Source organism: Mycobacterium angelicum, assembly GCF_002086155.1.
Lineage (GTDB): Bacteria > Actinomycetota > Actinomycetes > Mycobacteriales > Mycobacteriaceae > Mycobacterium > Mycobacterium angelicum.
In genome coordinates, this window is record NZ_MVHE01000041.1 from 17,762 (window position 1) to 31,350 (window position 13,589).

At 67.6% G+C, this 13,589-nt stretch carries 11 protein-coding genes and 1 pseudogene; 4 read left to right on the forward strand and 8 right to left on the reverse strand.

The genetic code is table 11. The features are described from left to right. Positions 1-129: 129 nt before the first annotated feature. On the reverse strand, positions 130-492 hold the full coding sequence (locus BST12_RS32900) for a hypothetical protein (protein WP_139801794.1): 363 nt from the start codon (positions 490-492) through the stop codon (positions 130-132). A gap of 165 nt (positions 493-657) precedes the next feature. Between BST12_RS32900 and rbpA the strand changes: the two genes are divergently transcribed. Further along, complete coding sequence (rbpA, locus tag BST12_RS19985; RefSeq protein ID WP_083114870.1) at positions 658-993, forward strand: RNA polymerase-binding protein RbpA; 336 nt, start codon at positions 658-660, stop codon at positions 991-993. Here rbpA and lnt read toward each other — a convergent pair. From lnt to BST12_RS20005, 3 genes and pseudogenes are all read right to left on the reverse strand, one after another. After that, positions 971-3,857, reverse strand: a pseudogene (lnt, locus tag BST12_RS19995) (apolipoprotein N-acyltransferase). The gene rbpA and the pseudogene lnt overlap by 23 nt on opposite strands. Next, complete coding sequence (locus BST12_RS20000) at positions 3,850-5,430, reverse strand: amidohydrolase (protein ID WP_083114873.1); 1,581 nt, start codon at positions 5,428-5,430, stop codon at positions 3,850-3,852. Before BST12_RS20000 ends, lnt begins: the two are co-directional and overlap by 8 nt. An 11-nt stretch (positions 5,431-5,441) precedes the next feature. Beyond that, on the reverse strand, positions 5,442-5,915 hold the full coding sequence (locus BST12_RS20005) for an FxsA family protein (RefSeq protein ID WP_083114874.1): 474 nt from the start codon (positions 5,913-5,915) through the stop codon (positions 5,442-5,444). 72 nt (positions 5,916-5,987) lie between these two features. Here BST12_RS20005 and BST12_RS20010 point away from each other — a divergent pair, with 72 nt between their 5' ends. Then, positions 5,988-6,692: a dienelactone hydrolase family protein gene (locus BST12_RS20010; RefSeq protein ID WP_083114875.1), complete on the forward strand. Its 705-nt coding sequence runs from the start codon at positions 5,988-5,990 to the stop codon at positions 6,690-6,692. Between the two features lies 1 nt (position 6,693). Next, positions 6,694-7,233, forward strand: coding sequence for a hypothetical protein (locus BST12_RS20015; RefSeq protein ID WP_083114876.1), 540 nt, complete (start codon positions 6,694-6,696; stop codon positions 7,231-7,233). 231 nt (positions 7,234-7,464) lie between these two features. On the opposite strand, the gene BST12_RS33545 is transcribed toward BST12_RS20015, so the two are convergent. Genes BST12_RS33545 through BST12_RS20035 form a run of 4 tightly spaced genes read right to left on the reverse strand, consistent with a single transcriptional unit; the run spans position 7,465 to position 12,344 of the window. Next, positions 7,465-7,632, reverse strand: coding sequence for a type 1 glutamine amidotransferase domain-containing protein (locus tag BST12_RS33545; protein ID WP_245850450.1), 168 nt, complete (start codon positions 7,630-7,632; stop codon positions 7,465-7,467). Positions 7,633-7,638: 6 nt separating this feature from the next. After that, a complete protein-coding gene (locus BST12_RS20025; RefSeq protein ID WP_083114877.1) occupies positions 7,639-8,025 on the reverse strand; it encodes a PPOX class F420-dependent oxidoreductase in 387 nt (128 codons plus the stop codon). 19 nt (positions 8,026-8,044) lie between these two features. Further along, on the reverse strand, positions 8,045-11,629 hold the full coding sequence (cobN, locus tag BST12_RS20030) for a cobaltochelatase subunit CobN (RefSeq protein WP_083114878.1): 3,585 nt from the start codon (positions 11,627-11,629) through the stop codon (positions 8,045-8,047). A 46-nt stretch (positions 11,630-11,675) separates the two neighbouring features. Beyond that, positions 11,676-12,344 (reverse strand): alpha/beta hydrolase family protein, encoded by a 669-nt coding sequence (locus tag BST12_RS20035; RefSeq protein WP_083114879.1) that lies wholly within the window; start codon positions 12,342-12,344, stop codon positions 11,676-11,678. A 136-nt stretch (positions 12,345-12,480) separates the two neighbouring features. Here BST12_RS20035 and cobG point away from each other — a divergent pair, with 136 nt between their 5' ends. Beyond that, the gene (gene cobG / locus BST12_RS20040; protein ID WP_083114880.1) at positions 12,481-13,584 is read left to right on the forward strand and encodes a precorrin-3B synthase; all 1,104 of its coding nucleotides are present in this window, start codon (positions 12,481-12,483) and stop codon (positions 13,582-13,584) included. The last annotated feature ends 5 nt before the right edge of the window (positions 13,585-13,589 follow it).

The window sequence follows — 13,589 nt, forward strand, 5'->3', positions numbered from 1 at the left end:
TCCGGCTGCCCGAGGTACGGCCACTCGGTCCGCCGTCCAAGGCGTGACTTTACCCGGCGGCCCGCGATTTGACGGATACGTGCAGCTCAGAGCCCGAAAAAGCGTCGAAAAGCGCCCGACACCGGCGGGCTAGACGCCCACCCGTCGCCAGCCGTCAGCGGCCCGCGCGGCCTTCATCAGTTCGTCGCACAGTTGCCGCAGTTCGGTCGCGCCGGCGCCTTCGTCGAGTGCGGTGGCGACATCCTCGGCCGCACATCGCACCTGGTAGACGCGATCCGACAGGTCGGCGGCCTCGTCGGCCGACAGCACAACCACATCCGCGGGCAAGGCGGCGGCGTCACCGCGGGTGATCATGGCCCGTTGCTCGTAGGCACGCTGGCGGCAAGATTGCCGGCAATACTGACGACGCCGCCCCATACCCGTATCGGTCACGTCACGGCCACACCAGCGGCACGGCTGCGGTCGGGCGCGCTGACGCTGGGCAAGACTCACGCCTGCCGACTTTAGTCGGATCAGGCGCCCGATCCCGGTATCATTAATGCTCGCGTCGCCCGCTGCGTCTCGGACCGGGAACTACACAGACGGTCGCGACGTTTGCCAAGCGGAGACAATCATCACAGGAGCCTAGGAGCTCACGGATCCAGAGGAGTAGCGGGAATGGCTGATCGCGTCCTGAGAGGCAGCCGGCTCGGAGCCGTGAGCTACGAAACCGACCGCAACCACGATCTCGCGCCGCGTCAGATCGCTCGGTACCGCACCGAAAACGGCGAGGAGTTCGAGGTTCCGTTCGCCGACGACGCGGAGATCCCCGGCACCTGGCTTTGCCGCAACGGCATGGAGGGCACCCTCATCGAGGGCGACCTGCCCGAGCCCAAGAAGGTCAAGCCGCCGCGGACGCACTGGGACATGCTGCTGGAACGCCGCTCGGTCGAAGAACTCGAAGAGTTGCTCAAGGAGCGTCTAGAACTCATCAGGTCGCGCCGCCGCGGCTGAGCCCGGCCGGCTGACTGCTGTTGCGAGCGCCGCCGCTCAACTGCGGTTGTGAGCGCGGGTGGCCCGAGCTTTGTCGAGCCTGCCTTCCATACCCCAGCGGGTGACCTTCACCAGCGCCTCGCGAATATTGGAGCCACTCATCTTCGAGACGCCGATCTCTCGCTCGGTGAAGGTGATCGGCACCTCGACGACGATGAATCCGGCGTTCACGGTGCGCCAGGTCATTTCGATCTGGAAGCAGTAACCCTTGGAGTCCACGCCGTCGAGATCAATCGCCTCGAGCACTTCGCGACGGTAAGCGCGATAGCCGGCGGTGATGTCATGGACACCGACACCCAGCGCCAGCCGGGAATAGGTGTTGGCCGTCTTGGACAACGCCAGACGCCGCCAGGGCCAGTTGCGCACTGTGCCGCCGTAGACATAGCGCGACCCGATCGCCAGATCTGCTCCGGCGTCGACGGCTTCCAGCAGGCGATACAGCTGTTCGGGCGCGTGGCTGCCGTCGGCGTCCATCTCGACCAGTACTGAGTAATCCCGGCTCAGTCCCCAGCCGAAGCCCTCCAGATACGCCGCGCCCAGGCCGTTCTTGACGGTGCGGTGCAGCACATGGGTACGGCCCGCGTCGGCCTGAGCCAGCTCATCGGCCAGTTGTCCGGTCCCGTCGGGGCTGTTGTCGTCGACGATGAGGACGTGCACGTCGGGGCAGGCGTCCTTCACCCGCCGGTGGATCAGCGGCAGGTTCTCCCGTTCATTGAAGGTGGGAATGATCACCAGCACGCGCTGGCTGGGCCGATTGCCCCCGACCTGGGGCGCAGACTGGCCGGTGGTCATGTAGCTCCTTCATGTTGCCCGAAAGCGGTGGGGCCGCCCTCGCTGGGCGGCGTGCCTTTGGCGGTCTCCTGGTCGCCGTCGGAGTGGTTCCGATGCGCCGGACCCGCGTCCGCAGATTCAGCCGGGGGCGCGTCCGACTCCTCGGATCCCCCCGCAGGCCTGGACCGCCGACGCGTCGGACGCGGGAACCACCCATTGTGCCGTATCGCGGCCAGAATGACCGCTCCAGCCGCCCCGACAAGGATCCACTGCAGCAGCGGGGCCCACCGCGTGGCCGGAGTGATCCTCGTCTTGAGGCGCACCTGGGCGTCCAGGTAGGCGGGTACGAAGAAGTCGGTGCGAGTCAGCTCGCCGCCGTCCGGCGCGATCACCGAGCTGATGCCGGTGGTGCCGGCAACCAGGACATATCGGTCGTGTTCCACGGCTCGAACCTTGGCGAAGGCCAGCTGCTGCTCACTCATCGTCTGGTTGAAGGTCGCGTTGTTGCTGGGCACGGTCAATAGCTGTGCCCCGTTGAGAACCGACTTTCGAAGCGCGCGGTCGAAGATCACTTCCCAGCAGGTGGCCACCCCCACCGGCACGCCGGCGATGCGCACGACGCCGGTGCCTTGCCGCGGCACGATATGTCCGGCCCGGTTGGCGTACCCGGAAAGATGCCGAAACAGCCACGGCATGGGCAGGTACTCGCCGAAGGGCTGCACGATTTCCTTGTCGTGCCGGTCGGCCGGGCCCGTCACCGGGTTCCAGACGATCACCGTGTTGGTGATTTCCGGAGCGCGGCCCGGGACGTCGAGGATGGTGCCGACCAGGATCGGTGCCCCGATCGCCTCCGCCGCCTCCGAGATCTGCTGGGCGGCGTCTTGGTTGAGCAGCGGATCGATATCCGACGCGTCCTCGGGCCAGATGACGAATTGGGGTTGGGGGGCCAGCCCGGAACGCACGTCTTCGGCCAGTTGCACGGTCTCGCGGACGTGGTTGTCCAATACGGCTCGACGCTGGGCGTTGAAGTCCAGGCCCAGCCGCGGCACGTTGCCCTGCACGATCGCGACGGTGACGGTGGGTTCGCCGCCGGATCCCGCGCCTGCGTGCCGGACCTGCGGCCAGACGACGATGGCCGCCAACAAAACCAGGGTGATGCAGACACCGGGCAGGACCACAGCCGGCGGTGGCGGACCGGCGTGGGGCGCCTCTGGACCGGGTGGGCTGTCGGTGCTGGTTTGACTGGTTCGACCGGTTTGACTGGTTTGCGGGCCGCGCGACAGACCTCCGGAGCGCCACCACTTCTCGATTTCCAGCGCGATAGCCGTCAGGCTGCTTCCCACCAGGACGATCGCGGTGGACAGCAGCGGAACTCCGCCCAACTGGACCAACGGCAGCAGCGGCCCCTCGACCTGACCGAAGGCGACCGACCCCCAGGGGAAGCCGCCGAACGGGAAGACGGACTTGAACCACTCCTGTGCGCCCCACAGCACCGCGAACCAGATCGGCCAACCCGGCAGCCGGCGAACCACCACGGCGAGCAGCCCGAAAAGCCCGGGAAACAGCGCGGACGCCGTCGCCAGCACCAACCAGGGCGTGGCGCCGACCAAGATGCTGATCCACGGCAACAGCGGCACATATAAGAACAGGCCGAACAGGAAGCCGTAGCCCAGCCCTCCCACCGGCGTGGTGGAGCGGTGGGTCAACACCCACGACAGCAGGGCGATGGCCACGACGGCCGCCCACCACCAGTTCCTGGGCGGGAAACTGGTGTACAGCAGAAACCCGGCCACGCCGCTGACAAGCAGTCGCGGCACCCGCGGCACTATCGCCGTCCGCACGGCAGGAAGTCTTGCCGCTATGCCGGCGCCGGCGGCGAGCGTCACCCGGCGTGTGGCAACGCCGACGCGGCTTGCCAGGCCAGGTTCCTCCGCCGCCACGGCCGGTTCGGATTCCGCACGTTCCGCGGCTTCCGGCAAATCTTCTGGTGATTCCTCCGGCAAATCCTCGACGATTTGCTCGGTGGCCTTTCGGCCGGGCCAGCGCTTAGCCATGGATGACCACACCCCGATGCACGGTCTGACGACAACGCGGCAAGTCGTCGGACGGGCCGAGCCGCGGCAACGCGGGCACGCGCGATCGCGGGTCGGTTGACCAGCGCTGGACGGCGTCGCGCGGCGCGCTGACATCGAGGGTCCCGGCGTCCCACACGGCATAGGAGGCCGGCGCGCCCGGGACCAGTGTCCCGACGTCGCCGTCGCGTACGCCGGCGGCCCGCCAGCCGCCGCGGGTCGCCGCAGCGAACGCGGCGCGCGCGGATACCCCGCTGCCCGGAGTGTGGTGATTGACGGCCGCACGCACGCTCGTCCACGGATCGAAGCCGGTTACCGGGGCGTCGGAGCCAAGGGCTAGGGGCACGCCTTGGGATGCTAACAGCGCAAGCGGGTTGAGCCGGCAAGCTCGCTTCGCACCGAGGCGCCGGGCGTACATGCCGTCGGCGCCGCCCCACAGCGCGTCGAAATTGGGCTGCACGCTGGCGATCACACCCCACGCCCCCAGCTTCGCCGCCTGTTCGGCGGTCACCATTTCCAGATGCTCCAGCCGGTGCCCGCAGCGCGCGACGGCGACCACCCCGAGGTCTGCCACGACGCGTTCCAGCGCGTCAACCACCGCCGAGACGGCGGCGTCTCCGATGGCGTGGAAACCGGCTGTCACCGCCGCCTCGGTGCACGCACGCAGGTGGGCGGCGACCGTCTCAATGTCGATATGGCAGGTGCCCAGGCAGTCGGGTGCGTCGGCGTATGGATCGTGCAGCCAGGCGGTGCGCGACCCCAGCGCGCCGTCGACGAACAGGTCACCGGCCAGCCCGCGGGCTCCGGTTTCGGCCATCAGCGCGCGCGCTTGCTCGGCAGTGCTCACCGGCTCACCCCAGTAGCCGATCACCTCGACGCCGTGCTCGAGTGCGCGCAGCTGCAGCCAGTCGTCCAGCCCACCGATTTGCGGGCCGGCGCATTCCTGCACCGCGACGACTCCGGCCGCGGCCAGCGCGTCCAGCGCGGCCACCCGGGCTTCGGCGAGCTGAGCGGCGGTCAGCAAGTCTCGTGCGGCCGCCCGGATCAGGTGATGCTCGCCCTCGGTCACCGGATGCTCGCTCACCGGCAGTTCGGGCACCCGGCGCCGCAGGCTCGTCGTGGTCAGCGCGGAATGCACGTCGACGCGGGCCAGGTAAGCGGGCCGGTCGCCGAGCACCTGGTCCAGGTCGGTGGTGCTGGGCGGGGCGTTCTCGGGCCACGCCGACTCATCCCAGCCATGGCCCCACACCGGCTGCCCGGGGTGCGCCGCCGCATAGTCGGCGAGCAACTGCAGGCAGTGCGCACGCGAGGTCGCGGGCCGCAGATCCAGGCCGGTCAGGGTCAGCCCGGTGGCGCTGAGGTGGATGTGACTGTCCACGAAGCCCGGCGCCACGAATCCACCGTCGAGATCCTGCACTTGGGCGTCCGGAAACTGCTTGCGGCCGACATCGTCGCTGCCCAGCCACGCGATCGACGCACCGCGCACCGCCATGGCGGTGGCGTCCGGGTGAGTTGGGCTATGGACCCGACCGTTCACCAACAGTTTGGTGGGCATCACAGGGCAGGTTAGCGCCCATACGGCAAGACGGGTGGTTCGACGTCGATCACGTCGATGACCTCGCCGTCGATGTAGTCCCGGCGCTGCGCGCCGGCCGGTACGTCGGTGACCAGCGGTATGCGCTGCTGAAAGCCGCGGCCCGCGATGGCCGCCAGCCCTGGTCGGACGACCGCCCGCACGGGCGGTATCAGCAGCAACAGGCCAATAGCCGTGGTGACCAGACCGGGAATCGTGACCAGACCCGTTGCCACGGTGACCAGAGCGCCGTCGCCGAGCGCGCTGCGCGGATCCGTCAGACCGGATCGCAACTGCACGAACTTGCGGCTGAGCTGCCACCCACCCATCGGAGCCCACACGACCAGCCCCAGGATGAAGGCGGCGAGCAGCACAAGCACCGTCCAGCCGAAGCCGATCGCCGCCGCCAGCCCAATGACCGCCATGAGCTCGACGACGGCATAAATGAGAAGCAGCCGTCCTACCATGTGAGGCCAACGTGTGCGGGCCACAGTGGAGTTCCGCGAACGATCGCAACACGGCTGCAGTTAGATGTCGCTATGACGACGATAGAAATCGACACTCCCGCCGGACCGATCGATGCCCTGTTGGGCATGCCTGCGGGGGAAGGTCCGTGGCCGGGCGTCGTCGTCGTCCACGACGCCGTCGGGTATGCACCGGACAACCAGTCGATTTCCCGGCGCATCGCCCAGGCGGGATATGTGGCGCTCACCCCGAACATGTACGCCCGCGGCGGTCGCGCGCGCTGCATCACCAGAGTGATGCGCGAGCTGTTGACGCAGCGCGGCCGCGCCCTCGATGACGTGTTGGCCGCCCGCGATCACCTGTTGGGTATGCCGCAGTGCTCCGGGCAGGTGGGGATCGCCGGCTTCTGTATGGGCGGTCAATTCGCACTCATTCTGTCGCCCAAGGGTTTCGGCGCCTCCGCCCCGTTCTACGGCACGCCACTGCCCCGCCACCTCACTGAGGCGCTGGATGGGGCCTGTCCGATCGTGGCGAGCTTCGGTGCCCGCGATCCGTTGGGCCGGGGCGCCGCCGATCGGCTGCGCAAGATCACCACGGCCAATAACATCACTGCCGACATCAAGGCTTACCCCGGCGCAGGGCACAGCTTCGCCAACAAGCTGCCCGCCCAGCCACTGATCCGCATCACCGGTTTCGGCTATGACGAGGCGGCGACTGAAGACGCGTGGCGCCGGGTCTTCGCGTTCTTCGGTGAACACTTGCAGTCAAAGGAGCAGTGAGATGGGTGCATTAAGGATCGGGGCCTGCGCCGGCTTTGTCGCGTTGGTGGTAGCAGCAGGCGTTGGCGTTGACTTCGGTGCCGGCCAGCCGAAGGCCGCCGCAGAACCGTTCACCGCTGCAGAAGAAGAAGTGGTCGGCCTGCTTCCGCCGGGCTATGCGGCCGGCTCCTGCACCCGGGCCACCAACCCGTTTCCCAATGCGATCGCCAGCCTGGACTGCACCGACGACGCGAACTCCGAGACTCCGGACTACGCGCGCTTCACGCTGTACGACAAGTTGGACTCGCTCAACGCCGACTTCGCCACCACTATCGGCGGCATGGCGCTGGCGCCGTGCCCGGGCGGCAATGCGTCGCCGGGAACGTGGAACTACGGGCCGCACCTGAGCCAACCTGGCGGCAGAATCGCCTGTGGCAGCGTCGAGGACCAGTCGGATGTGGCGTGGACCCGCGAATCTCAGTTGCTGCTGGCCACCGTCAACGGCGGGCCCAGCATGAACGACCTGTACTCATGGTGGCAGCGCTACGGTGCTGCCACCTGACCCTGAAACCCGCTGCGCCCCTTGATTTTCTGCGACACGGCAGTAGCAAACGCGTGTCCCCGGGCCAGCGCACGGACAGATAGGTGGCGTTGTCGACAACGAACGGCGGCCGCGAATCCGTTGCGGTGTCGCGCACCATTCCCGACGACTTCAGCCGCGCGTAAGGCGTGCCGCGTTGGACGTCGCAGAAATCCGCGGCGTCCGTAGAGCACCGAATGGCCCGTTGCGGGGTCAATGCTGCGAGCGGTTAGCAACCATGATGTCGCCGGCGACGCCGGGCGTGCCACTCTCGGTGGCAAGGATGACTTGGTGTCCGGCGTCGGCCAGCACTCGCCAGTTGACGGCCACCTCGGTGGGGTCGAAGTCGCGATCCGGGATCGGGATCAAGACAGTGCCCATTTGCCGTTAGCCTTGCGCCACTTTCAGCTCCAGCCCGACGTTCCTGTCCATACCGCCGCGCAGCTTGCTGAACAAATTGAAGACCTTGCCCAAGATCCCGTACCGCTTGCCGATCGCGGCGTAAACCGCTGCGGTTTGGGATTCGTCCAGGATGGTGGCGATACCTTCGACGGCCTCGCTCTTCGGGCGACCGCGAAAGTCGCAGATGGCCATCGTCACCCTTGGAGTGTTGCGGATCCGCTTGACCTTCCAGGATTTTGCCTCGGTGATGACGAGTAGGCGATCGCCGTTGGCGGCGGCCCAGATAGGGACCGGCTTGGGGCGACCGTCTTTGGTGAAGGTAGTCAGCAGGATGTATTGCGCCTTGGCAAGGTCGGCGAAGGTCGGTGTCACGGTGCCTAACCTACCCGGCTCAGCCCTCCAAATCGCCCTCGGTTTCCAGCAGTACCTGGCGCAGCCCGTCCAGGATGTCGGGTTGCGGGTCGGCCCACATGCCCCGCCCGGCCGCCTCCAGCAGACGTTCGGCCATGCCGTGCAGAGCCCACGGATTGGACTCCGTCATGAACTTGCGATTCTCCGGATCCATCACGTACCGCTCGGTGAGCTGTTCGTACATCCAGTCGGCCATCACACCGGCGGTGGCGTCGTAACCGAACAGATAGTCGACGGTGGCCGCCATCTCGAAAGCACCCTTGTAGCCGTGCCGTCGCATCGCGGCCATCCAGCGTGGATTGACGACCCGGGCCCGAAATACCCGGGTGGTCTCTTCCGAGAGCGTGCGGGTGCGGATGGCGTCGGGTCTGGTGTTGTCGCCGATGTAGGCAGCCGGGGCTTGGCCGGTGAGTGCGCGCACCGTGGCCACCATGCCGCCGTGATACTGGAAGTAGTCGTCGGAGTCGGCAATGTCGTGCTCGCGGGTGTCGGTGTTCTTGGCGGCCACCGCGATTCGACGATACTGGCGGTTCATATCGTCGGTGGCGGGCCGACCGTCCAGTCCACGCCCGTAGGCGAATCCACCCCAGGCCGTATACACCTGCGCCAGATCGGCGTCGTCGCGCCAGTTGCGGCTGTCGATCAGCTGCAGTAGCCCGGCGCCGTAGGTACCCGGCTTGGATCCGAAAATTCTTGTGGTGGACCGTCGTTGGTCGCCGTGCTGGGCCAGGTCTGCTTGGGTGTGCGCACGCACATAGTTGTCGCCCGGGGGCTCGTCGAGATCGGCGACCAGCCGCACCGCATCGTCGAGCATGGTCACGACATGCGGGAAGGCGTCGCGGAAGAAGCCGGAGATCCGCACCGTCACGTCGATGCGCGGCCGGCCAAGTTCGGCCAGCGGAATAGGCGCGAGATCGACGACACGCCGTGACGCGTCGTCCCAGACCGGCCGAACACCCAGCAGCGCAAGAACTTCGGCGATGTCGTCACCGGAGGTACGCATTGCCGAAGTCCCCCACACCGACAGACCAACCGACTGCGGCCACTGCCCGTGGTCATCGCGGTAGCGGGTCAACAGTGAGTCGGCCAGTGCCACACCGGCTTCCCAGGCGAGCCGCGAAGGTACCGCTTTGGGGTCGACGGAGTAGAAATTGCGGCCGGTGGGCAACACGTTGACCAGTCCCCGCAGCGGCGAACCGGACGGGCCGGCCGGAATGAAGTGACCGTCGAGCGCCCTTAATACCTGGTCGATTTCGGCTGCCGTGCCGGCCAGTCTCGGCACCACCTCGGTCGCCGCGAACCGCAGCACCGCTGCCACCTCGGGGTTGCCGGTGATCCCGTCGATTGCGGCCGGGTCCCAGTCGGTTACCTGCAGCTCGCCGACCAGCCCACGTGCGACGGCTTCCACCTGGTCCACCGAGGTGCGCTCGTCGGTGCCGTCTTCGGCCAGGCCGAGGGCCTGGCGCAGTCCGGGTAATGCGTGCTCGCCGGCGAAGAGCTGGCGGGCCCGCAGGATTGCCAGCACCAGGTCGAGTTCTTGTTCGCCCGTGGGCTTTTGGCCGAGGATGTGCAGGCCGTCGCGGATCTGTACGTCTTTGATTTCACACAGCCAGCCGTCGACGTGCAGCAGCATGTCATCGAACGAGTCCTCTTCGGGCCGCTCGGTCAGCCCGAGGTCGTGGTCCATCTTGGCGGCCCGGATGAGTGTCCAGATCTGCTGGCGGATGGCGGGCAGCTTGCTGGGGTCCAGCGCGGCGACGTTGGCGTGCTCGTCGAGTAGCTGTTCCAATCGGGCTATGTCGCCGTAGGTTTCGGCGCGCGCCATCGGCGGAATCAGGTGATCGACGAGTATCGCGTGTGCTCGTCTCTTGGCCTGGGTGCCTTCGCCGGGGTCGTTGACCAGAAACGGGTAGATCAAGGGCAGGTTGCCCAGCGCGGCGTCGGGACCGCAGGCCGCCGACATGCCCAGTGTCTTGCCCGGCAGCCACTCCAGGTTGCCGTGCTTACCCAAATGCACCACCGCGTGGGCTTGGAAACCGGATGAGAAGCCCGCGTCGAGCCAACGATAGGCGGCCAGATAGTGGTGACTGGGCGGCAGGTCCGGATCGTGATAGATCGCAACCGGGTTCTCGCCGAAGCCACGCGGTGGCTGCACCATCAGCACAAGGTTGCCGGCTTGCAGTGCGGCGATGACGATTTCGCCGTCGGGGTCGTTGCTGCGGTCGACGAACAGCTGTCCGGGTGGCGGCCCCCAGTGCGCTGTGACGGCCTCGGCCAGTTCGGCGGGCAGGGTGGCAAACCAGTCGCGATAGTCCTTGGCGGACACTCGGATCGGGTTGCCGGTCAACTGGGCTTCGGTGAGCCAGTCCGCGTCTTGCCCGCCGCGTTCGATCAATGCATGGATTAGGGCGTCGCCGTCATTGGAGTCAACACCTGGTATGTCGCCCACCTGGTATCCGTGCTCACGCATTGCCCTTAGGAGCGCGACCGCGCTGGCCGGCGTGTCCAGTCCGACCGCGTTGCCGATGCGGGCGTGCCTGGTCGGATACGCCGAGAACACCAGAGCGACCCGTTTGTCGCCTGGTGGGACATGGCGAAGTTGTGCGTGCCGCACGGCCAGACCAGCCACCCGCGCACATCGCTCCGGATCTGCCACATAAGCGATGAGCCCGTCGTCGTCAATCTCTTTGAACGAGAAGGGGACTGTGATGATCCGGCCGTCGAACTCGGGCACCGCCACTTGGCTCGCCACGTCCAGCGGGGACAGGCCGTCGTCGTTGTCGCACCACTGGTCACGCGGGCTGGTGAGGCACAGGCCTTGCAGAATCGGGATATCCAGTGCGGCAAGGTGTTCCACATTCCAGCTGTCGTCGTCGCCGCCGGCCGACGCGGTGGCCGGCTTCACTCCCCCGGCGGCCAATACGGTGACCACCATGGCGTCGGCCTCGGCTAGCTTGTCCAGCAACTCGGCTTCGGCGGTACGCAGCGAGGCGGTGTAGATCGGCAGCGGGCGCCCGCCGGCATCTTCGATGGCGCTGCAGAGCGCCTCGACATAGGCGGTGTTGCCGGCGAGCTGCTGCGCCCGGTAGTAGAGCACCGCGATGGTAGGGCCGGTGCGATCGGCCGTCGGGCGATCCAGCACCCCCCACGTCGGGGTGACTACCGGCGGTGTGAAACCGAGTCCGGTCATTAGCACGGTGTCGGACAGGAAGGCGTGCAGCTGACGCAGGTTATCCACGCCGCCGTGGGCGAGGTAGACGTGGGCCTGTACGGCGATGCCGGCGGCGACGGTCGACAGGTCGGTCAGTTCGGCGTCGGCCGCTTGCTCACCGCTGACCAGCACGGTCGGCAGGCCGGTGGCCAGCACGGTGTCGATGCCGCTCTCCCAGGCGCGGTAGCCACCCAGCATCCGAACCACCACGATCGCGGCGTCGACCAGCAAGTCGGCCAGCTCGAGGTCGGAGAGTCGCGACGGGTTGGCCCACCGATAGTTCTTCCCGCTGGATCGGGCGCTGATCAAGTCGGTATCGGAGGTCGACAACAGCAGAATGGTCGGCTCAGCCACCCGTCATTCGTACCGCAGCGTGTTGGAACCGCAAGTGGCCACCACCTCAGCGGCCGAGCACCGCGACAATTCTCGCGGCGACCTCGCCCGCGACGCGTTGTGCTTCTTTTCCCGTCCCCGGCACGTAGCGATCGGCGGCCGCGTCATACTCGGCGCCGGCGATCGTGCCGTGGTCGGCGGCCAACTCCACCAGGCTCACCGGCCACTGAATCCGTTGCAGAGCGGCGGCGAAGTCTCTGCTGACGGTCACCGGCACGACGTCGTCGGCGAGTCCGTGCAGCAGAGTGAACGGCGAACCGACTCGGCCGGGCGACAGCTCCTCGGCAACGTACCCGCCAAAGATCGGATCTCGCGCGACAAAGGCACCGGCCAGGCAAACAGTATGTGCGACAACAACTTCGAAGCGCTCGGCATTGATGGTGAGGGCAGCCGCGGCGGCGCCGCCCAAGGACCATCCCACGAGAACGATGCGGTCGCCACCGCGTTCCCGGATGAACTCGACGGATCGCAACAGATCCGCGCGCCCGCCGTCGTCGGCGTGTGAGTTCCAATCGGGCGCCACCACCGCGGCCCCATGGCCGGCGAGCAGGCCGGCCAGCGGGCCGACGGCCGCGCGCGCATCGCTCTGCATGCCATGCCAAAGCAGGATGGTGAGTTGCGCGGGATCGCCGAGGACGTCGGCCCGCCGTCCGGGGGCGTACTCGACCGTTTGCACAGGACCCCGGGTGCCCGGACGACATGGTTTCAAACCACATCAGTCACAAGAGCACCGGCCTGGAGGGCACCACCCAACTCAGGAATGCGATATCGCGGGCGATAGCACTTTGGCCGCGAGGCCGTACCGTGGACGGGTGGCCAGGACTCGCGACACCGACGCCTGCCCAGGCGCGCTGCAGGTTCACCAGGCCGCCGACGGTGCGCTGGCGCGGATCAGACTGCCGGGGGGAATGATCACCGCCGCCCAACTGGCCGTGCTGGCCGGTGCGTCGAGCCGCTACGGCTCGGGGACCCTCGAGCTGACCGCTCGCGGCAACGTGCAGCTGCGCGGCATCATCGACGTTGCCGCGGTCGCCGAGGCGATCGCAGGCGCCGGACTGCTGCCGTCGGCAACGCACGAGCGAGTCCGCAACATCGTCGCGTCGCCGCTCTCGGGCCGAGCCGGCGGACGAGCGGACGTGCGGGCCTGGGTCGATGAACTCGACAAGGCGATTCAAGCGACACCGGAGCTGGCCGGTCTGGGCGGGCGGTTCTGGTTCGGTCTCGACGACGGCCGCGGCGACGTATCCGGGCTGGGCGCCGACGTGGGTGTGCACGTTCTGGACGACGGTGTAGCCCTGCTGCTGGCTGGATGGGACACCGGCGTCCGGGTTGAGGACGTGACCGCGATGTTGTTGAGCATCGCGCGCCGGTTTGTTGAGATCCGCGGAAATGCTTGGCGGGTAAAGGAATTAGCGGACCTGGGCGGGCTGGTTCCCGGTGTCGAGCTTGGCGCTGGCTTTCCCTGCGTTACCAAGGGGCCCGTCGGTTGGATAGCGCAGGATGACGGCCGCGTCGCCCTGGGCGCCGGGGTGCCGCTGGGGGTCCTGCCCGCGCGCGTCGCCGAGTTTCTGGCCGCGATCGAGGCGCCGCTGGTGATCACCCCCTGGCGGTCGGTATTGGTCTGCGATCTCGACGAGGCTACGGCCGACACCGCGCTTCGCGTGCTCGCCCCGTTGGGCTTGGTGTTCGACGAGAACGCACCTTCGCTGTCCGTCAGCGCATGCACCGGCAGCCCCGGCTGCGCGCACTCGGCCGCCGATGTGCGCGCCGACGCGGCCGAGGCAGCCGGCCAGGCCGGCGCGGCCGTGCACCGCCACTTCGTCGGGTGCGAACGGGCTTGTGGCAGCCCGCTGGCCGGTGACGTGCTCGTCGCCACCGCAGGCGGATATCGACTGCTTCGAAGCACCAACGCTTAGGGTGG